This is a genomic window from Caballeronia humi, assembly GCF_001544475.1.
In the GTDB taxonomy this organism is placed as follows: domain Bacteria; phylum Pseudomonadota; class Gammaproteobacteria; order Burkholderiales; family Burkholderiaceae; genus Caballeronia; species Caballeronia humi.
Genome location: NZ_FCNW02000008.1, coordinates 158,830 through 178,028, shown reverse-complemented (window position 1 = coordinate 178,028; position 19,199 = coordinate 158,830). Strand labels below are relative to the sequence as shown.

Genomic DNA, 19,199 nt, shown 5'->3' with positions numbered 1-19,199 from the left:
GCCGGAAAGCTCGACTTCTCGGCCTTCAACCAACATGCCTCGTAAGCCGCATTACCCACTCCACTTTTGAAATAGCCGATTTTTTCAACCCACCGTTTTATAGCGAGAGAGATGCCGTGAAAGTTGCCATTGTCCACGACTGGCTTGTGGTGTCGGGGGGCGCCGAAAAGGTGCTGCAGCAGATCATCGAGTGTTTCCCGAACGCTGATATCTTTACCCTCGTCGATTTTCTCGAGGACCGTACGTGCATCAAGGGCCGTCCGGTGCAGTCGTCCTTTATACAGAAACTTCCGTTCGCGAAGAAGCGCTATCGGGGCTATTTGCCGCTCATGCCGCTCGCGATCGAACAGCTCGACCTCTCGGGCTACGATCTCGTCATTTCGAGCTCGTACGCGGTCGCCAAAGGCGTGCTGACCGGTCCCGATCAGTTGCATGTCAGTTACGTGCATTCGCCGATCCGCTACGCATGGGATCTGCAACATCAGTACCTGAAGGAGTCTGGGCTTTCCAAGGGCTTCAAGTCGATTCTTGCGCGCATCCTGCTTCACTACATTCGTGGCTGGGATGCGCGTTCGGCTAACGGGGTCGATTACCTGATAGCGAATTCGCATTTCATTGCGAGGCGCATCAAAAAGGCCTATCAGCGCGAATCGACGGTGATTTATCCGCCGGTCGACGTCCGCTCTTTGCCAGTTCGCGCGCAGAAGGATGATTTTTACCTGACCGCTTCGCGTATGGTTCCGTACAAGCGTATCGACATGATCGTCAGGGCGTTTTCGATGACGCCAGAGCGGCGGCTTGTCGTGATCGGCGACGGTCCTGATATGGAAAAGGTCAAGGCGGTCGCTGGGCCGAATGTCCAGATCATGGGATATCAGTCGTTCGAGGTGTTGCGCGATCACATGCAACGCGCCCGTGCATTCGTTTATGCTGCCGAGGAAGACTTCGGCATCTCGATCATCGAAGCACAGGCGTGCGGCACGCCGGTCATCACGTACGGCAAGGGCGGCGCGCTCGAAACGGTCATCGGCATGCCGCGCGAGCGGCCGACTGGCGTGTTCTTCCCGGAGCAGTCAGCGGAGGCGTTGGTCGACGCCGTCGAACGCTTCGAGCGCAATTCGCATCTTTTCGATCCGAAGGTCTGCCGCGAAAACGCCGAACGCTTCTCGACGGAGAAGTTCAAGGCATCGCTCTCTGCCTTCATCGAAGTGCGGCTTGCACGCTTCCGCTCGGAGACGGCAGTAGCACCGCGTCCCGCACGCAGCGAGACGCCGGCGACGGTGACGCGCATCGGCGAGGCATCGAACGCGGAGGAAAGAGTGGCGGTCCGGCATCAGTAAGCGGCTAGCGTAAAAAAGAGGGCGCGTTGAAGAAATTCAACGCGCCCTCTTTGTTGTGATGCTTGCGGTTTCGATGCGGTCAAAAACGCGTCGTGACCTCATGTGAGACCAACGCGCGCAGAGCTGGCGAATGCGTGTCGATCATTTCCTCGAACGGCATGCTGCGTCCGTAAGCGAGCATCGCCACGAGAGCGAATCCGGCCATCGCCCTCGCCGGCCAGCGCAGTTCCGCAGCGCTTCGCGTATAAGCTCGCAGGAACAACGCGGCAACGGCGGCGCCCACGAACCATCCCGAGATCACTTCGATCGGCGAATGCGATTGGTCGTGCACGCGCACGACGGCCGTAGCCGCGCCGATCAGCAGCCCCATCGCGACGCCCGGCGCCTTGCCGAGCATGACCCTGTCAGACAGCAGCGCGAGGACGACGGTCATCGTGGCCGTCGCCAGCATCGTGTGGCCGCTGACCATGCGAAAACCGATCGCATCGATCTCTGTGTGCCATCCCGCGTGGATGATCTTCGTGGCGCCCACCAGCCCCATGCCGAGGGCCAGTGTAACGATCCAGCGCATGGCAAGCCGCCAGCGCGATGTCGCGAGCCAGAGCGCGCAGGCGAAGGCGATCGGAAGGCTGAACCCCGCATCGCCGACATTGGTAAGAATATGCCCCATCATTTCCTTTTTGGTCAGGCGAAAACGATCGGGCTTGCGACGTGGATGCCGTTACATCGGCTCCACACTGCGTCGCCCGATGGCTTCATACACGAAGCCCAGTTCCGCCATGTTTTCCGGTTCGTAAAGGTTACGTCCGTCAAAAATCAACGGCGCATTCATACGCGCATGAAGCGTGCCGATGTCCGGACTCTTGAACGCTTTCCACTCCGTCACGATCACGAGCGCATCGGCGCCCGACACCGCATCGTATTGCTGCGAACAGAAATGCAGACGCTGGCTAAGGGCGGGCTGATCGGCGAGATCGAGCGCGAGCACACGTTCCGCTTCATCCTGCGAGACCGGGTCGTACGCGCGGATCGTCGCGCCCCGTGCGAGCAGTGCCGTGATCAGCGCGCGGCTCGGCGCTTCACGCATGTCGTCCGTATTCGGCTTGAACGCGAGGCCCCACACAGCAATCGTCTTGCCCGTCAGATCGTCGCCGAGACGCGCGCAGATCTTGTGGACGAGCACGCTCTTTTGCGCCTCATTCACCGATTCGACCGCATCGAGTATCTGGAGGTTCGCGCCGCGTTCCTGCGCTGTGCGGATTAGCGCACGCACGTCCTTCGGAAAGCACGAGCCGCCGTAGCCGCAGCCGGCGTACAGAAAGTGATAGCCGATGCGCGGGTCCGAGCCGATGCCGCGCCGTACCGCTTCGATGTCCGCGCCTACGATGTCCGCGAGATTCGCCATTTCGTTCATGAACGAGATGCGGGTCGCGAGCATGGCGTTGGCCGCGTACTTCGTGAACTCGGCGGAACGCACGTCCATGTACATCGTGCGTTCGTGATTGCGGTTGAACGGCGCGTAGAGGCGCATGAGCATCGCGCGGGCGCGTTCGCCGTCGGCGTCGTCCGCGATGCCGAGCACGATGCGGTCAGGACGCATGAAGTCTTCGACCGCGGCGCCTTCTTTCAGGAACTCCGGATTCGACACGACCGAGAAGCCATGTTTGACGCCGCGCGCATCGAGCGCCGCGCGCATGGTGGCCTGCACGCGATCCGCCGTGCCGACGGGCACCGTCGATTTGTCGACGATCACCTTGAAGCCTTCCGCATATTTGCCGATCTGTTCGGCGGCGGCGAGCACGTATTGAAGATCGGCGGAGCCGTCTTCGTCGGGCGGCGTGCCCACGCAGATGAACTGCACGTCGCCGTGTTCGACCGCTTTCGCGACGCTAGTCGAAAACTTGATGCGGCCTGCCTTGACGTTGCGTTCGATCAGTTCCTTCAGTCCCGGCTCATGGATCGGGATGCCGCCGTGATTGAGGATATCGATTTTTTTTGCGTCGACATCGAGGCAAAAGACGCTGTTGCCGATTTCCGCAAGACAGGCGCCGGTAACCAGGCCGACATAGCCCGTGCCAATGACAGTAACTTTCATATGTCCCGCTCGTCGTCGAAAGGTTAAAGGATTCTTTCCAGGAAATGCCGCGCGCACGAGGAAAGCGCATGGCGTCTCTGCCTTCTGCGCGGCATGTCGAATCGAAGGGGTGACGCCTTCGGGAGTATTGGGTGAAGCGTGGCCGATAACAGCTAGGCTTTGGCGGCTGTCACCGATGTGCTCTCACGAACTCGATGCAAAGAGGGTTGCGCCGCGTGTTGCGGGTGACTCGTTCAGCGCTGAACGTCGTCGGTCTTATCCTATCGTGGGAAACCCTCAGCTTTGTGGGCAAGGCAACTGAAGGGAACAATTAATCAATGGTCAAGGAAATTGGCTTCTTGTTTTAGCGGCGGCATGTGGGCCGATCTTAATGCCGCCGCCGTCGACTTCAGGCAACCGCGCTGCCGTTCGCCGGTTGCACGCCGAGCGCATTGCTTGCCAGTTCGAATGCGTCGTCGCGTCCTTCGGCGCCCGCCTTCGCCGGGTTGATCACCTTCGTGATCTGCTGGAAATTGCCGACATCGGCGAGTTCGTTGCAGCCATGCGATTTCCAGAACCATGCGGCGACGAGCGCGGCGACGTTCGCATCATTGCGTACGAGATCGGCCTTGGTCACGAGGTCCATGCCGATCGCCTTGCCTGCGCTGTCGAAGTTGGCTTTGAACGTGAGCTGGATGAGTCCGGAGCCGCGATACTTCCAGCCATCGCCGCTTGCCGCAGGGCCATTGCCGAATCGGTTCTGATACAGCAAGTTTGCGAGCTGCTGTTGACGCGCCGGCGGCACCGACGCCTCACCGGGCTGGCGGCCGAGCGAAGCGCACTGCGAGGGCGTCAGCGATGAGAACACTGCATGCAGGCGGTCCGCTGCATAGTTGAAACTCTCGGCGACCGGCGGCAGCGGAAAGCGTCCGCTCTCGTAGGCGACCTGTGCAAGAAAGGCGGCTTGTCGCGCAGGCGTGTTGATCTCGAATCGCTCCATCGCATTCATGATCGGCGTGAGCCAAAAGTTCGCGCTCGCCGCAGAGGCGCCGGTCGCTGCCATGAAGGTTGACTGGTCCATGCTGTTCTCCAAGTCCGAGTGGTGTAGGAGACACCTTCGTTCGTCGTCGGGAGGGTTGCGTCGACGAGGTGTCGATCGGCCAGTGTTGGAGTGAGATGCTTTTTTGCGCGGCCTCGAGGGGACGAATGCGACTAAGCCGGATGCGGCTCAGGGATATCGACCTGCGTATGGTTTTAGCACTCTTCGATTTGAAGATCATGCTTTGAATGATTGCGAATGAGCGCTTCGTCACACTTCGGTCTGTATGATGAACGGGCGATACTATGGGATGCGTAGCGATTCAAGCGCTATGACGATCCAGCGCAGGATTCTCCTATCACTTGCGCGGATCGTACTAACGGGTTCGACGCGCCGTGTGCTTGCGCGTCGCTGTCTATTCTTCTTTTGCAGGCTGTGGCAGCGCGCGGCCAGATTGCGTTTCAGCGAGCAGGAACGGTTGCCACGCGCGCATGACTTCGCCCCAAAGCAGAAACGGCGACGCGAACGGAAGGAGGAGCCATCGCGCGGCATCGAACGATGGCGTTGCGGTGATGTGGATCGTGATGCCTTCGGCGTTCTGGTCCGGCAGCGTGCGACGCGTGATCTCCACGTCGATGGCGGGAAGGTGTGCGGTCAACTTCGTTTCATCCATGTTCAGCCTCGCTGGTGGCGCGTGAATTCGCGCGGTCATGGTATCCGTTGCCTCTCCAGGCGGCAAGAATCCGAAATTTATAGCCGCTTCAAGTCAACGCCCAATCAACTGCAGCCTGCGCATGCAGCGCCGTGGTATCGAACACCGGCAACGCCACATCGTGCTGCGCGATCAGCATCGCGATCTCCGTGCAGCCGAGTATCACGCCTCCGACGCCTTGCGCCTGCATGCCTTCGATGACGCGTCGATACTCGTCACGCGAAGCATCGCGCAAGGTCCCGTGGCAAAGCTCGTCATAGATGATTCGATGCACGAGCGCGCGATCCTCCGCGCCGGGCACGATCACTTCGATGCCATGCCGTTCTTCCATACGGCCACGATAGAACGCCTGCTCCATCGTGAACGCGGTGCCGAGCAGACCGACACGCCGCACGCCGGCATTGCGCAATGCCTGTGCGGTCGGATCGACGATATGCAGGAGCGGTATCTTCAACGCGGCTTCGAGCACAGGTGCCACGCGGTGCATCGTGTTCGTGCAGAGCAGGACGAAATCCGCGCCAGCCGCTTCGACCTGCTGTGCGGCCTCTGCCATGCGCTCTCCGAGTTCGTCCCAGCGCTCTTCATGCTGCAGGGCCTTGATCTCTTCGAAGCTCACGGTAACCAGCACACTGCGCGCATTGCGATGACCGCCGAGCCGCGCCTTCATGTCCTGATTGATGACGCGGTAATACTCGACCGATGATTCCCAACTCATCCCGCCGATCAGTCCGATCGTTTTCATGCTGATTTCTTTGAGCGCCCGGGGCGCGTTTGCAGATTATGGAGGCGCAAATATAGCAGTCGATCAGGCGGTGACGTTCGTGAGATCATGCGGATTCTCTCGCCGCGCAACTGCATTGCATGGGGCCAGACTCTGGCCGACAGGAGAAAATATATGACCGCCGTCTCCGCCGTCTCCGCCGTCTCCGCCATTCTCGTTGCGCTGCTGCTTGGCGCCATGATCCCCGGTCCGAGCTTCGTGCTCGTTGCGCGCAATTCGATCGGCCTGTCACGCGGAGATGGCCTCGCCACCGCGCTTGGCATGGGCGTCGGCGGCATCTTTTTCGGCAGCATCGCGCTCGCCGGGCTTTATACGCTGCTGCTCGCCGTCGAATGGCTTTACATCGGCCTGAAGATCGCGGGCGGCGTGTATCTCGTCTACATCGCGTGGAATATCTGGCGAGGCGCATCGCAGCCGATGACCGTCGATGACGAAGCCGCGAGCCATCCGCGCAACGCGAGCAAATCGTTTTGGGTGGGTCTCACGACTCAGCTCAGCAACCCCAAGACCGCGATCTGGTACGGCAGTATCTTCGCCGCGTTGCTGCCGCAGCATCCACCGCTCTGGTGCTATTTCGTGCTGCCGCCGCTCGTCTTCGCGATCGAAGCGGGGTGGTACACGATCGTAGCGCTGTGCTTTTCGAGTCGTCGGCCGCGTGAGGTCTATTTGCGCGCGCGCAAGTGGATCGACCGGACCGCTGCTGCTGCGATCGCAGCGCTCGGATTGAGGCTGATTCTGACCGCCGGCAAAACGGGCATCTGAGCGACCGCTATTTCCGTTTCGAGCGCGCGTTCGCGCGCCGAAACGCGCGCGGCGTCCAGCCGACGTATCGATGAAACACTTCGGTGAAATGCTGCTCCCTAGGCAAGCCCGTGCGCGCGGCGACGTCGATGAGCGGGAGCGTTCCTTCGCCCGGCGTGAAAAGCGTCATCCGCGCGGCGCAACGGGTGAGTGCTGCCCGAACTTCTTGCGCGCGGCGGGCGTGAACACGCCGATGAAGAACAGGTCCAGCGCCTTCTCCAGCGCCTCGCGTGGCGTAAGGCCGGTTCGCGCGAGCATCGAAGGATCGTGCACGCCGCGCGCGACTTGTAGCCAGTATTCAGCGAGAAAGATCACGTCGATGTCGCCGCGGATCATCCCTTGCTCGATGCCGAGGCTCAGCACGCGAGAAAAAACCGTGGGAATGTTGCGCTCCTTGATCGCCTGGATTTCGCCGTGGAGTTGGGGCGCGAAGCGATCGAGGTCCTGCAGGAACGCTGGCGACATCGCGCCCACGTGATCGGCGACTACCCGCAGCAAACGCTCCAGCTTCTCGGGAAAGCGGCCAGGCCCATCGAGTATGTCGGTCACCTGACGTCGAATGGAGATGCCCGTCGCTGCGAAAATCGCGGAGACCATCGCGTCCTTCGACGGGAAATGCACATAGAGCGTCTTCTTGCTCATGCCGAGCGCAAGCGCGAGACGGTCCATCGTGAGGCCGCTGTAATGCTCGCGCAGCAGGATCTCTCGCGCGGCGGCGAGGATCGCGCCCGACGGCCCTTCGTCGAAGGCGACAGGCGGCAGAGATGACGGCGAGGTTGCGATTTTTCGATCCTTTGAAGTTCTTAGGGGAACGTCAGCTTAGCGTTGTGCCGTCTCCCAGCCGCCGCCCAGCGATTGAAAGAGAGCGGCGGTATCGGTGAACCGGTCGGCTTGCGCGCGGGTTCTATCGAGCGACGTCTGCAACGCTTGCCGTTGCGAATCGAGCAAGCTGAACTGGCTCACGCCGCCCGCTGCATATTGTGCATGAGCGATATCGACGCTCGCTTGCGCTTCGCGTGCGGCGTCCTCACGCGCCTGCAATTCGCGGGCGTCGTTCTGCAAGGCGGTCAGCGTATCCGCGACTTGTTGCAGCGCTTGCAGCACGGTTTGCTGATAGCCGCCGAGCGCCGCATCGTAGGCCGCTTGCGCCGAGCGTTTCTTTGCGCGCAATTCGCCGCCATGAAAGAGCGGCTGCGTGAGATTCAGGCCAATGTTCCAGATGTTCAATCCGCCTACCACGTCCTGTATGTTCGTGCGCTCCGACCCGATTCCCGCCGAGAGCGAGAACTGCGGATAAAGATTCGCCGTCGCGACGCCGATATTCGCGCTCGCCTGATGCAGCAGCGCTTCCGACGCGCGGATGTCGGGACGCTCGCGCGCGAGCGTCGAGGGCAGCGTGAGCGGCACGCTATCGGGCAAGTGAAGCGACTCGAGCGTGAGCGCATTGAAGCTCGCTTCCGATGGCGGCACGCCAAGCAGTATCGCGAGTTGATGATCGGCGGCGGCGAGTTGCGTCGCAAGCGGTGGCAGCGATGCGCGCGTTTGTGCGAGCAGCGTCCGCTGGGTGTGAACGTCGAGCCGTGACACGCCGCCCGCATCGAAGCGTGCTTCGACGATGGCAAGCTGCTGCGCTTCCTCATCGGCAAGTCGGCGCGTCAACGCGATCTGCTCTTGCAGCGACGCGCGCTTGATCGCGGTCGCTACGACGTTGCCCGCAATCGATAGCCGGGCTGCCTCCAGTTCGAAGCGTTTGTAATCGACTTGCGCCATCATCGCCTCGAGCGCGCGACGGTTGCCGCCGAATATATCGAACGTGTACGAGACGCTCACCGACGCGTTGAAAAGCGAGAACGGCCCCGGATTCGCCACATGCGGAATGCCGAATGCCGCGAGATCGACTTGTTGTCGCGAACCGGAGACTTTTGCATCGACGCTTGGATAAAGAGTAGTGCCCGCTTGCGCGTTGTAATTCTCGCGCGCTTCGATCAGCTTCGCGCGCGCTTGCGCGAGCGTCGGGCTTTGCTGCAGCGCTTGATCGACGAGACGGTCCAGCGCATCCGACTTGAATTGTTTCCACCACATCGGTATCGCACGATCTGCTGCGGCGAACGTCTGCGCGGTCCCGCTAGCCGTTTCGGTCGAAGCGGGCAGCGCTTCGTGCGTGTAGTTTTGCGTGCCGGGGACGGCGGGACTCTGGAAATCGGGGCCCACCGCGCAGCCACACAACGCGACGACGGTGAAGAAAACGAGGTGTTTCATGACGTGTTTCCTAGTCGAGCGTGCGCCGATAGAACCGCAGCGCGATGCCCATGACGATGGCGGTGAAGATCGCCATCGGCCATACCGAAGGCCAGAGATCCGCCCAGTCATTGCCCTTGAGCATGATGCCGCGAATCAGCCGGTTGAAGTACGTGAGCGGCAGCAGATTGCCGATAAACTGCGCCCAGCGCGGCATGCCAGCGAAAGGGAACATGAAGCCCGAGAGCAGGATGTTCGGCAGAAAATAGAAGACGGTGAGTTGCATCGCCTGCAACTGGTTTTGCGCGAGCGAAGAAAGCGTGATCCCGACCGTGAGATTTGCCGCGATGAACATCAACGCTGCGAGGTAGATCGCAAAGGGGCTGCCGACGAATGGAACATGAAACACGAAGTATGTCGCGAGCAGAATGATCGACGCCTGTATGAGTCCGATGACCACGTAAGGCACGATCTTTCCCGTCATCACTTCGATGGGAAGAACGGGTGTCGCGAGGAGGTTCTCCATCGTGCCGCGCTCGCGTTCGCGTGTGACGGCGAGGCCCGTCATCATGACGAGCGTCATCGTGAGGATCGTGCCCATCAGGCCTGGCACGACGTTGTATTGAGTGATGCCCTCGGGGTTGTAGAGGTTGTGGACCTGCACGCCGAACGCGGCCGGGCCGCCGTTCAGATGCGCGAGCGCCCCGGTGATGTCCTTGTCCGCGACCGGCTGCACGAGGCTCTGCAGCGCGGCGATTGCGGTGTTGGTCGCGGTAGGGTCGGTGGCGTCGGCTTCGACGAGCAGCGACGGTCGTTCTCCGCGCAACAGCCGTTTCGAGAAATCGACGGGGACGTTCAGCACGAATTGCACGCGCCCCTGTGCGAGTGCGCGGCGGCCGGCTTCCTCGTTTGGCAGCGTCTCGACGAAATCGAAGTACGCCGAGTTTTTCATCGCGGCGACGAAGCTGCGCGAGAACGCGCTGTTGTCGCCGACGATCACCGCCGTGGGCAGATGCTTCGGGTCGGTGTTGATCGCGAATCCGAACAGCGCGAGCTGCACGATCGGCAAGCCGATGATCATGCCGAAGGTCACGCGATCGCGCCGGAGTTGCAGGAATTCCTTGAGCACGATGCTCCACCAGCGCGTGATCGAGAAGCTATTGCGCAAGCTCGTCATGACGGCGCTCCGAAGTTATCCTTCGAGTGGCTCATCAGATAGATGAAGACGTCTTCGAGTCCCGTGCCGATGCGCTCGATTCGTAGCGGTGTGTTCTCCGTCGCCTGTTTGATCGAACGCTCGAGCGCGGCGTGATCGCGACCGCTGGCATGCAACGCTGAGCCGAAGACGACCGTCTGATCGATTCCCGGCATCGTGCGCAATTGCTCGGAAAGCTGGGTGAGTTGTTCGCCGTGGATGGCCCACGTCTGGAGGTCCTGTGATTCGATTACTTCGTTCGCGGTGCCTTTCGCGAGCAGCTTCCCGTACGCGATGTACGCGAGCTTGTGGCAGCGCTCCGCTTCGTCCATGTAGTGCGTGCTGACTAGCACCGAGATGCCGCGCGCGGCGAGCCGATGCAGCTCTTCCCAGAAGTCGCGTCGCGCGGTGGGATCGACGCCTGCGGTCGGCTCGTCGAGCAGCAACAGTTGCGGTTCATGAAGCATGCACGCGGCCAATGCAAGCCGTTGCTTCCAGCCGCCGGAAAGCGATCCGGTCAACTGATTCGCGCGGCTTTGCAGCCCGAGGCCTTCGAGCGAGCGCTCCACTGCTTCGCGCCGATTGCGCATCTGGTAGATACGCGCGACGAAGTCGAGGTTCTCGCGGATCGTCAGGTCTTCCCAGTACGAAAAGCGCTGCGTCATGTAGCCGACATTGCGCTTGATCTGGGCGCTCTCGGTGCGTATGTCGTAGCCGAGACAGGTGCCCGTGCCCGAATCGGGCGTGAGGAGGCCGCACATCAGACGGATCGAAGTCGTCTTGCCGCTACCGTTCGGCCCGAGAAAGCCGAAGATCTCGCCGCGTGCGACCTGCAAGGACACATTGTTGACAACATGCTTGTCGCCGAAGCGCTTGTTGAGGTTCTGCACGTCGATCACGTTATCGGGGGACTGGCTCATTGCAGTGTCACCGTGACGGGTTGTCCCGGATGCAGTTGCACGGCATCGGCAACCGACGGATGCGCCTCGACCATGAACACGAGCTTGGCGCGGCTCTCGTTGCTATAGATGACGGGCGGTGTGTATTCGGCTTTGCTCGATACATAGGTGATCTTCGCGGGCACGTCGGCGGCGCAGCCGTCGCAATGCACCATGAGCGCGCGCCCTGTTGCGAGTCCGCCGACGACGGCCTCCGGCACGAAGAGACGCACCTTGATGTTCTGCGGCGGCAGCATCTGAACGACAGGGCTGCCCGCCTGCACCCATTCGCCGGCGCGATACAGCGTGTCGTACACGAGCCCTTCCGCCGGCGCCGTCACGCGCTTCTGGTCGAGCTTCCATTGCGCCTGAACAACTGCTGCCTGTGCCGCTGCAACCTGCGCGGTCTGCGCCGTGATCTGCTGCGAACGGCCGGGGAGGCGCGCAACCTGCACCTGGCTCGTGAGCTCGCGAACTTGCGCGGTGGTCGCGTCGGCGTTGGCTCGTGAATCGTCGAGTTGCGACTTCGGGATGCCGCCCGCGCGGAATTGCGCTTCGTCACGCGTGAGTTGCAGCGCCGCCTTGCGCGCATTCGCTTGTGCTTGCGCCAATTGAGCGCGATCCACATCGATCTCGGGTGGCCGCTTGCCTGTCTGGATATCGGCCAGTTGAGCGCGTGCTGCCGCGAGTTGCTGCTGCGCTTGTTGAAGTGCAGCGTATTCGTCTGTTGATTCGAGTGCGAAGAGCGGAGCGCCTGATTTGATCGTCTGTCCGCGTGTCACCGGCAACTCCGCGAGCTGTCCCGATTGCGACGATGCCAGATAAACGAATTCGCCTTCGACGTAGCCCTGATAGGCGTTGTGATCCTGCCGCGAGCATGCCGACAGCAAGCCGACAATCGACATCAAAGCGAGCGATACGTATAGCGCGCGATTAACGGCGCGCCCGTGATAAGCAGCGTAAAGCGGTGACATCGTCTCGGTCCGGTTAAATGCAGTTATTCAAAGTGCGCTTAATACGCGTTTCCGAAACGAGCGTTGCCGCAGGCGCGTGCTTTTACGACGCATGCGTTTAGCGAACGTGCGTGCTCTGTTTTTAAAGCGTATTGACGGGCGTGGCGGGTTAAACGGAAACAGGCCGCTCGCCAGGAAGCGATGGAAACTATTATCGTAGTTATAGTTTCCTTGGTCAATCTCAAACTTGAGTGTCCGCGCGGGTTGAGTGGATATCAGAGTCAGGGAAGATTCGAGAGCAGAAGCGTAGTACCCCGCGCAATCGCTACTGTGCCGGGGCTGACGTTGAGCGTATCGTATGCACTAAAGGAAAAAAGGCCCGAGTGGTAGCCGCTTCAATTCAATCAGCGAGCTTTAAAAAATGGCTGAGGATACCCGGTCAGAAAGTGGACGTTCCGAGGCTGGCGGAGATGATCCCGCCCCCGCCCGCTTTCTGCCATCTTTCGTGTGGCGCGCGTCGCGTGATGGAGTCATTCGCTACGCCAATCCGTGGGCTTGCCAGTACTTGGGCGTGTCGTCGGAGAAGCTCGTCGGGCAGCACTGGAGTGTCTTCGTCAATCGCGAGGACATCGATTCCGTGCTCGAAGCAGTGCGTCAAATGAGCGGCAACGCGCTCTTGCGTAACGTCGACGTAAGGCTGCGCCGGGTCGACGGCGCCTTTCGCTGGCACACGCTTCACCTTCAGGCGACGCGCGACGAAGAGGGCAACATCGCGGACACCGTCGGCGTAGCGACCGACATCCACGAATGCAAGCACGCCTGGGAACTGTACGAAGCGAGCGAGCGGCGTCTCCAGGCCGCGTTTCAGGGCGCCTGCATGGGCGCCTGGGAATGGGACATGAAAACCTGCGTGGTGCGCATGACCGCGCAGCTCGCGAAGATCTATGCGTTCGCCGAAGGCACCGAAGCGGTGACGCTATCGGACCTGACAGAACGCGTTGCGCCCGCGTATCGCACGCTGTATCAACGCAAGCTCGACGAATGTCTGCGCTATCCCGAAACGTTCGAACTCGACTTTCTCCTGGACGAGCAGGTCGTGCCGCATCGGTGGCTGCGCATGCGCGGACATCCCGAATACGACCGCGACGGCCTCCTTGCGCGCGTGTATGGGGTAACGTTCGACATCAGCCAGCATCGACAGCATGAGGAACGCTTGAGCCTGAGCGAGCGGCGTTATCGCGCGCTCGTCGAATCGACAGGGGCAATGGTCTGGTCGGCGGGTCCGGATGGCCGCATTCTGCCGGCGGGTGGATCGTGGAGCGAATTCGCTACCGATTCTTCGCGCATGGCCGGCTGGGGATGGCTAGAACTTGTGCATCCCGAGGATCGCGAGATCACGCGCCGTGCGTGGCACGATGCCATTCACCAAAAGACGGCGCAGTCGCTCACGTTTCGCATGCGCAGAAACGACGGCGTTTATCGCGTGATGCAGGCACATGCGGCGCCGCTTTCGGATGAGCACGGCAATCTGCAGGAATGGTTCGGCACGACGACCGACGTCACCGTGCAGCACGAAGCCAAGGCCGCGATCGAGGCGCGCAGTCTGAGGCTGACCGTGGCGATGCAGGCGGCGAAGATACGCATCGTGACGCTGGAGCTGTCGGACTGGACGCTCTCCATCGAAGACGGCGGATACCGGCAGTTCAGCGAGCACTTGCCCTACGACATGGCCCTCGCGCGCGTGCATCCCGATGATCGCGCGGCGCTCGATCGCACGCTCAGGCGTCTTGCGAACGAAGAAGACCGCAGCGCGAACTTCGAATTCCGCGTCGAGAATCCCGATCGCGAGCAATGGATCGAAGGCAGCGCGCTTTTGCAGCGCAGTGTGGCGGGCAAGGCGGTGCGCATCATCGGCTCCATCATCGATATCACCGAGCGCAAGCGGCTCGAACTCATGCTGCGCGAATCGAGCCGTCGCAAGGACGAGTTCCTTGCGATGCTCGCGCACGAGTTGCGCAATCCTCTCGCGCCGCTAAGAACCGCCATCGCGCTGATGCAAAAGGACGAGCCGCGCAAAGAGCGCGAGCAGGATCTCATCGGGTTGATGCAGCGGCAAGTCGAACACATGACGCATATAGTCGACGACTTGCTCGAAGTCTCGCGCATCACGCAAGGGCGCATCGCACTCAAGCGCGAGCCGATCCTCGTATGCACGGCGGTTTATCACGCGGTAGAAGCGGTAGCCGGCATGGCGCAGGCGCGCGCCCAGCGCATGAATGTGCAGGCCGATGCAACGAGCTGGATTTGCGGCGACGGCACGCGCGTCTCGCAGATTCTGGTGAACATCCTGAACAATGCGAGCAAGTACACGCCGGAAGGCGGCAGTATCAGCGTCACGGCACAGGCAGACGATGCATGGGTATCGATCGTGATCGAAGACACCGGATCGGGCATTTCTTCCGATTTGCTGCCCAAGATTTTCGATCTCTTCTCGCAAGGCGAGCGTACGCTGGATCGCTCCGAGGGCGGTCTCGGCATTGGGCTATCGCTCGTGAAGAAGCTCGTGGAGATGCACGACGGACGGATCGCGGTGCAAAGTCCGGGTCCGGGGCTCGGTACGACCGTGACCGTCGATCTGCCGCGACTGCATCATCACGAGCCCCATTCGGGCGCGGCGCTTTCCGCACTCGATGCGCCAAGCGAAGGTGCGGTGCGGCGCATCCTGATCGTGGACGACAACCGCGACGCCGCCGATTCGCTTGCGATGCTTTGCGAGACGGAGAATCACATCACGCGCGTCGCGTATTCATCGATGGAAGCGCTCGATGCCGCGAGGGATTTTCGCCCAGATGTCGCTTTGCTCGATATCGGCCTGCCGGAAATGGACGGCTATGAACTCGCGCGGCGGCTACGTCAAAAAGGCGGTACGGCGCCATTGCTGATTGCGATCACGGGTTATGGGCAGGCGGAAGATCGTATTCGCGCGCAAGAGGCAGGATTCGATCTGCATTTTGTAAAACCGGTAAATGTCGAGAGTTTGCTCAAGGCACTTTCGGTGCGCGCGGCTTAAAGCGGCATTATTACCGATTCGGGTATTTATTTCCTGCACATGTAACAGCGTTGTTGCAATTAATCCCTCAAAAACCTTTATCGGTCTGCGGGATTGATCTAAACATTTCACATCGGTGAAACGTTTGCGCCGGATATCGCACATTGGGCCCTGCGGGCATACTGTCTCTTCATAATAAAAGAGCATGAGAGATCGCTATGACCGGGGAAACAAGGAGTGTGTATTACGTAGGGTCCGCTGTGGACGATGATTTGCACGCACGATTGACGGCGCGCAATTGGACTGTCGAATTAATCGATCCGGGTAAACGCGCTCCCGCAAATCGACGTTTCGACCAGGCTTCCGCCGGCATTCTCGATTTCTCGCATTGCCAATTCCCCCGCGATTTACCCGCGCTTCACGCATTGCTTTCCGTTTCGACCATCGGCTGGATCGCTATTGGTCATTCGGAACAAATTACCCAGCCGGCCGCGCTGCGACTCATCCGCGATTATTGCTTCGATTACCTCACGCTGCCGATGGCGAGCGATCGCATTATCGATTCGATTGGCCACGCGTATGGCATGGTTGCTCTGCATGACGCGGCATCGAACGATGCGCGCGGAGAGAGCCTGGGCGAAGGCGGCATGATCGGCTCGTGCGATGCGATGCTCGCGCTCTTCCGCTCGATCCGCAAGGTCGCCATGACCGATGCGCCCGTCTTTATCTCAGGCGAATCGGGCACCGGCAAGGAGCTGACGGCTGCGGCGATTCACGAGCGGTCGGTACGGCGCGCAGAGCCGTTCGTCGCGATCAACTGCGGCGCTATCCCGGCGCATCTCTTGCAATCTGAGTTGTTCGGCTATGAGCGCGGCGCGTTCACTGGCGCGAACCAGCGCAAGATCGGCCGCGTGGAAGCGGCGAACGGCGGCACGCTCTTCCTCGATGAAATCGGCGACTTGCCGATCGAGAGCCAGGCGAGCCTGCTGCGCTTCCTCCAGGAACGCAAGGTCGAACGGCTGGGCGGTCACGGCTCGACGCCGGTGGACGTGCGCATCATTTCCGCGACTCACGTCGATATGCAGACGGCGATGATCGAAGGGCGTTTTCGTGCTGACTTGTATCACCGCCTGTGTGTCCTGCAGATCGACGAGCCGCCGCTGCGCGCGCGCGGCAAGGATATCGAGCTGCTTGCCAAACACATGCTCGATCGCTTCAGGAAGGATGCGAGCCGTCGGTTGCGCGGCTTCTCGCCGTGCGCGATTGCCGCGATTCACAACTACGGCTGGCCCGGCAACGTGCGCGAGTTGATTAACCGCGTGCGTCGCGCAATCGTGATGTCGGAAGGGCGGCAGATTACTTCGCGCGATCTTGAACTCGGCGAATACGTTGAAGTCGCACCGGTGTCGCTGGCGCAGGCGCGCGAAACGGCGGAGCGGCAAGCGATCGAACTGGCGCTCTTGCGCCACCGCGGACGCCTGGGCGACGCAGCGCACGAACTCGGCATTTCGCGCGTGACGCTGTATCGGCTGCTCACGTCGCATGGGCTGCGTACGGCTTCGATCGACGTCACGGAGCCTCGTGCGCAAGTTGCGCGTCCGGCTGCGTGACGGGTGCCGCCCTTCAGTAACTGACCGCGCCTGCGGAATTCAAGGCGCGCACTTCACCTCCGGGCGGCGATGAAACCGACGCATTGCGCGCGATAAGCGGAATGCGCCGCGTGCTGCCCGGACGCAGATGAAACCAGTCCGCGCCCGCGTGATAGTTCTGATCGACCACGTGCACCCAGCGCGCGAGACGCGTCGATCCGACGACCAGATCCCAGCCCGCATTGCTCTTTTCCACTGCAACGCTCAAGCCCACGTCGTGCCGCTGGTCCAGCGACATGTCAGGGAAGTGGAATGCTTCGGAGATCACGTCGCCGTTCGCGCTCTCGGTCAGCGTGACGAGGGTTGCATCGTGCGCGCGCGGGCCGAAACGGTAAGCGTAAGTGAAGTCGAAGAACTGGCCGAGCAGCGCGCCTGCCGAAATCCGTTCGACGCTGCGTGCCTTCAGCACGACGTCACGCGATGCGCTTGCCACTTTCGTGACGCCGTCGCGCAGACACGCAAGCTCGATGCGCGCGTGCACATCGTGCGCCGTTTCGTTGATCAGATGCAGGTCGAGTCCGTCGAGGCCTTCATCGGTAACGAGTACCTGTACCGACTGCAACACGCTTGCGAGCCCATGCAGCGCGCTCTTCGGAACACCGAGCGCATCGATGATGCCCCAGCCCGCACCCGCCCGTACATCCTGCAATTGCCACACGATGCCGCCCGCGCATGACGATCCCGCGCGACGCCATTCGGAAAAGACCGCAGCCATCACATCGGCGACGATCGCGCGCGACAACTCCAGATAACGGTCATGATCTTCGTAACGCAGCCGCGCGATATCGACGCGATACAGCGTGCGCATGTAGTGCTCACGCACGTCGTCGAAGTCCCAGGACGCACCGGGATCGCGCGGCACAGCTTGCTTCCAGCCCGGTTCATGAATCAGCGCGGCGCGGGGCAGCGTGTGCAACGCGACATCGTCAGGCACGTTCGCGAAGCCGAGACATTCCGATGCGAAACGCACTTGCGCACGGCGCGCGTCGTCGAGCGGCCGTTGATATGCGCCGACGCCGTAGTAATGCGTGACGCCGGAGCGAGTCGCGAACGGCATCGACGTTTCATCGCCGGGAGCGGCGCACGGCGAGTTCTGGACGTAAGGGACATCCGGCCGCGACGCCGCGACGATCGACGGCAACAGTTCGGTAAAGAGCCGCTGCTGTCCTTGCGCGCGCGACAAGCCCAGCATCGCCGCTTGCTGATCGGCTTCGCTGCCGCCGCACAACACTACAAGCGAAGCGAAGCGCCGCGTGCGCGACAGGAACTGCGTGGCTTCCTGCTCGACGCTTGCGCGAAACGCAGGATCGTCGGGGTAGTCGAAGTTCGCGAAGGCGAAGTCCTGCCACACGAGGATGCCGTATTCGTCGGCGAGTTCGTAGAACGCATCGGACTCGTAGAGCATCGTTCCGCCCACGCGGATGATGTTCATGCCCGCCGCGCGAAGCGATTTGAATGCAGGTTCGAGTGTGTCGCGTGAGGCATTCAGCGAGACGAGGTCCGCCGAAGTCCAGCACGCACCGCGCGCAAACACGGGCACACCGTTAAGTACGAGCTGAAAGCCATCGTTCGATGCGCCGCGATCGACTTCGATTGTCCTGAAGCCAACGTCGCCCAGCGCGATCATGCCGAACGCTTGCGACTGGAGCCTGACCGCGTGAAGCGCTGGCTCGCCATGCGTATGCGGCCACCAAAGCGGCGCATTCGAAACCCGCACGCTGCCGGTGAGGGTGTGTGCATCGGTCCATTGAAGATCGGCTGAAGCCTGCGCGCATTCCAGCCGCGTCGCATGCCCATTCTGTGCATGAAAAAATCGCACGGTGACATCGACGATGCCATCCGCGCCATCCACACGCGAGCGCATATCGACACGATCGATCGACGCTGACGAATCGCCGATCAGTTCCACCGCGCGCCAGGGGCCCGCTGCTTGTATCGACGGACACCATCCAGGCATGTGACCGAGCAGCGTCGTTCGCACGTTGCGCAACGTCGCGGGCTGCGCAAGCCGCGGACGCCAGCGCGCACGTCCACGCCTTGCCGCGAGCGCGGGCGCCAAGGACCGGAAGCACAAATAAAGCGTAGCGTGACCGTCGACTTCGATATCGATGTCGTGCGCGACGAACATGGAATCAGAGTCGAGCAGCTTGCGGTCATCGAGCCACGCTTCGCAGATCGTCGCCAGTCCGTTCAGACGCAGCTTGCGTGCACCGTTCGCATCGAATCGCATGCGATACCAGTGATCACTGAACGCGAAAGCCGGTGCGTTGCTCTCATCGAGCTTGCCTGCGGCGCGAAGCGCGGACGCCACCGTGCCAGGCACTGGCGCATCGATCCAGCCGCTGGCGGAATCGAGTTCGGCCGGCGTCGCGAACGCGCCGGATGGCGTGCTGACGCACTGCCATCCGGAAGACAACTGACGTGCCATGA

The 19,199-nt window shown here is 61.4% G+C and carries 16 protein-coding genes; 4 read left to right on the top strand and 12 right to left on the bottom strand.

What is annotated here, in order from left to right:
- The first annotated feature begins 116 nt into the window (after positions 1-116).
- The gene (locus tag AWB65_RS11520) at positions 117-1,340 is read left to right on the top strand and encodes a glycosyltransferase family 4 protein (protein WP_087667279.1); all 1,224 of its coding nucleotides are present in this window, start codon (positions 117-119) and stop codon (positions 1,338-1,340) included.
- 79 nt (positions 1,341-1,419) lie between these two features.
- On the opposite strand, the gene AWB65_RS11515 is transcribed toward AWB65_RS11520, so the two are convergent.
- The 5 genes from AWB65_RS11515 to AWB65_RS11495 form a co-directional block, all read right to left on the bottom strand.
- Positions 1,420-2,010, bottom strand: a complete 591-nt coding sequence (locus tag AWB65_RS11515) for a phosphatase PAP2 family protein (protein ID WP_087667294.1) — start codon at positions 2,008-2,010, stop codon at positions 1,420-1,422.
- 51 nt (positions 2,011-2,061) lie between these two features.
- Positions 2,062-3,435 carry a UDP-glucose dehydrogenase family protein gene (locus AWB65_RS11510; protein ID WP_087667278.1) on the bottom strand — a complete coding sequence of 458 codons (1,374 nt, stop codon included), beginning with the start codon at positions 3,433-3,435 and terminating at the stop codon, positions 2,062-2,064.
- 388 nt (positions 3,436-3,823) lie between these two features.
- Entirely contained in the window at positions 3,824-4,495 is a 672-nt protein-coding gene (locus AWB65_RS11505; protein ID WP_087667277.1) for a glycoside hydrolase family 19 protein, read from the bottom strand.
- Positions 4,496-4,868: 373 nt separating this feature from the next.
- Positions 4,869-5,126: a hypothetical protein gene (locus tag AWB65_RS11500; RefSeq protein ID WP_087667276.1), complete on the bottom strand. Its 258-nt coding sequence runs from the start codon at positions 5,124-5,126 to the stop codon at positions 4,869-4,871.
- An 88-nt stretch (positions 5,127-5,214) separates the two neighbouring features.
- On the bottom strand, positions 5,215-5,907 hold the full coding sequence (locus AWB65_RS11495) for an aspartate/glutamate racemase family protein (RefSeq protein ID WP_087667275.1): 693 nt from the start codon (positions 5,905-5,907) through the stop codon (positions 5,215-5,217).
- 153 nt (positions 5,908-6,060) lie between these two features.
- Between AWB65_RS11495 and AWB65_RS11490 the strand changes: the two genes are divergently transcribed.
- Positions 6,061-6,708 (top strand): LysE family translocator, encoded by a 648-nt coding sequence (locus tag AWB65_RS11490; protein ID WP_087667274.1) that lies wholly within the window; start codon positions 6,061-6,063, stop codon positions 6,706-6,708.
- A 7-nt stretch (positions 6,709-6,715) separates the two neighbouring features.
- Here the strand turns inward: AWB65_RS11490 and AWB65_RS35545 are convergent, their stop codons facing one another.
- The 6 genes from AWB65_RS35545 to AWB65_RS11465 form a co-directional block, all read right to left on the bottom strand.
- Positions 6,716-6,877 carry a helix-turn-helix transcriptional regulator gene (locus AWB65_RS35545; RefSeq protein WP_125474115.1) on the bottom strand — a complete coding sequence of 54 codons (162 nt, stop codon included), beginning with the start codon at positions 6,875-6,877 and terminating at the stop codon, positions 6,716-6,718.
- Positions 6,874-7,470, bottom strand: coding sequence for a TetR/AcrR family transcriptional regulator (locus AWB65_RS11485; RefSeq protein WP_268808247.1), 597 nt, complete (start codon positions 7,468-7,470; stop codon positions 6,874-6,876). Before AWB65_RS11485 ends, AWB65_RS35545 begins: the two co-directional genes overlap by 4 nt.
- A gap of 96 nt (positions 7,471-7,566) precedes the next feature.
- Positions 7,567-9,006, bottom strand: a complete 1,440-nt coding sequence (locus AWB65_RS11480; protein ID WP_087667272.1) for an efflux transporter outer membrane subunit — start codon at positions 9,004-9,006, stop codon at positions 7,567-7,569.
- Positions 9,007-9,016: 10 nt separating this feature from the next.
- Positions 9,017-10,162 (bottom strand): ABC transporter permease, encoded by a 1,146-nt coding sequence (locus tag AWB65_RS11475; RefSeq protein WP_087667271.1) that lies wholly within the window; start codon positions 10,160-10,162, stop codon positions 9,017-9,019.
- Positions 10,159-11,100: an ABC transporter ATP-binding protein gene (locus tag AWB65_RS11470; RefSeq protein ID WP_087667270.1), complete on the bottom strand. Its 942-nt coding sequence runs from the start codon at positions 11,098-11,100 to the stop codon at positions 10,159-10,161. Before AWB65_RS11470 ends, AWB65_RS11475 begins: the two co-directional genes overlap by 4 nt.
- Positions 11,097-12,023, bottom strand: coding sequence for an HlyD family secretion protein (locus tag AWB65_RS11465; protein WP_235007596.1), 927 nt, complete (start codon positions 12,021-12,023; stop codon positions 11,097-11,099). The genes AWB65_RS11470 and AWB65_RS11465 overlap by 4 nt, the downstream gene beginning before the upstream one ends.
- 553 nt (positions 12,024-12,576) lie before the next feature.
- Between AWB65_RS11465 and AWB65_RS11460 the strand changes: the two genes are divergently transcribed.
- Both AWB65_RS11460 and AWB65_RS11455 read left to right on the top strand, forming a co-directional pair.
- Positions 12,577-15,141: a PAS domain-containing hybrid sensor histidine kinase/response regulator gene (locus AWB65_RS11460; RefSeq protein WP_235007592.1), complete on the top strand. Its 2,565-nt coding sequence runs from the start codon at positions 12,577-12,579 to the stop codon at positions 15,139-15,141.
- A 197-nt stretch (positions 15,142-15,338) separates the two neighbouring features.
- Positions 15,339-16,730: a sigma-54 dependent transcriptional regulator gene (locus AWB65_RS11455; RefSeq protein ID WP_125474114.1), complete on the top strand. Its 1,392-nt coding sequence runs from the start codon at positions 15,339-15,341 to the stop codon at positions 16,728-16,730.
- Positions 16,731-16,743: 13 nt separating this feature from the next.
- Here the strand turns inward: AWB65_RS11455 and AWB65_RS11450 are convergent, their stop codons facing one another.
- Complete coding sequence (locus AWB65_RS11450) at positions 16,744-19,197, bottom strand: glycosyl hydrolase 2 galactose-binding domain-containing protein (protein WP_087667293.1); 2,454 nt, start codon at positions 19,195-19,197, stop codon at positions 16,744-16,746.
- Between the last annotated feature and the right edge of the window lie 2 nt (positions 19,198-19,199).

Bases quoted from the DNA above. Each gene is read 5' to 3' on its own strand.
- AWB65_RS11515 (WP_087667294.1), bottom strand. From the start codon at position 2,010: ATGGGGCATATTCTTACCAATGTCGGCGATGCGGGGTTCAGCCTTCCG.
- AWB65_RS11510 (WP_087667278.1), bottom strand. From the start codon at position 3,435: ATGAAAGTTACTGTCATTGGCACGGGCTATGTCGGCCTGGTTACCGGC.
- AWB65_RS11505 (WP_087667277.1), bottom strand. From the start codon at position 4,495: ATGGACCAGTCAACCTTCATGGCAGCGACCGGCGCCTCTGCGGCGAGC.
- AWB65_RS11500 (WP_087667276.1), bottom strand. From the start codon at position 5,126: ATGGATGAAACGAAGTTGACCGCACACCTTCCCGCCATCGACGTGGAG.
- AWB65_RS11495 (WP_087667275.1), bottom strand. From the start codon at position 5,907: ATGAAAACGATCGGACTGATCGGCGGGATGAGTTGGGAATCATCGGTC.
- AWB65_RS11490 (WP_087667274.1), top strand. From the start codon at position 6,061: ATGACCGCCGTCTCCGCCGTCTCCGCCGTCTCCGCCATTCTCGTTGCG.
- AWB65_RS35545 (WP_125474115.1), bottom strand. From the start codon at position 6,877: ATGACGCTTTTCACGCCGGGCGAAGGAACGCTCCCGCTCATCGACGTC.
- AWB65_RS11480 (WP_087667272.1), bottom strand. From the start codon at position 9,006: ATGAAACACCTCGTTTTCTTCACCGTCGTCGCGTTGTGTGGCTGCGCG.
- AWB65_RS11475 (WP_087667271.1), bottom strand. From the start codon at position 10,162: ATGACGAGCTTGCGCAATAGCTTCTCGATCACGCGCTGGTGGAGCATC.
- AWB65_RS11470 (WP_087667270.1), bottom strand. From the start codon at position 11,100: ATGAGCCAGTCCCCCGATAACGTGATCGACGTGCAGAACCTCAACAAG.
- AWB65_RS11465 (WP_235007596.1), bottom strand. From the start codon at position 12,023: ATGTCGATTGTCGGCTTGCTGTCGGCATGCTCGCGGCAGGATCACAAC.
- AWB65_RS11455 (WP_125474114.1), top strand. From the start codon at position 15,339: ATGACCGGGGAAACAAGGAGTGTGTATTACGTAGGGTCCGCTGTGGAC.
- AWB65_RS11450 (WP_087667293.1), bottom strand. From the start codon at position 19,197: ATGGCACGTCAGTTGTCTTCCGGATGGCAGTGCGTCAGCACGCCATCC.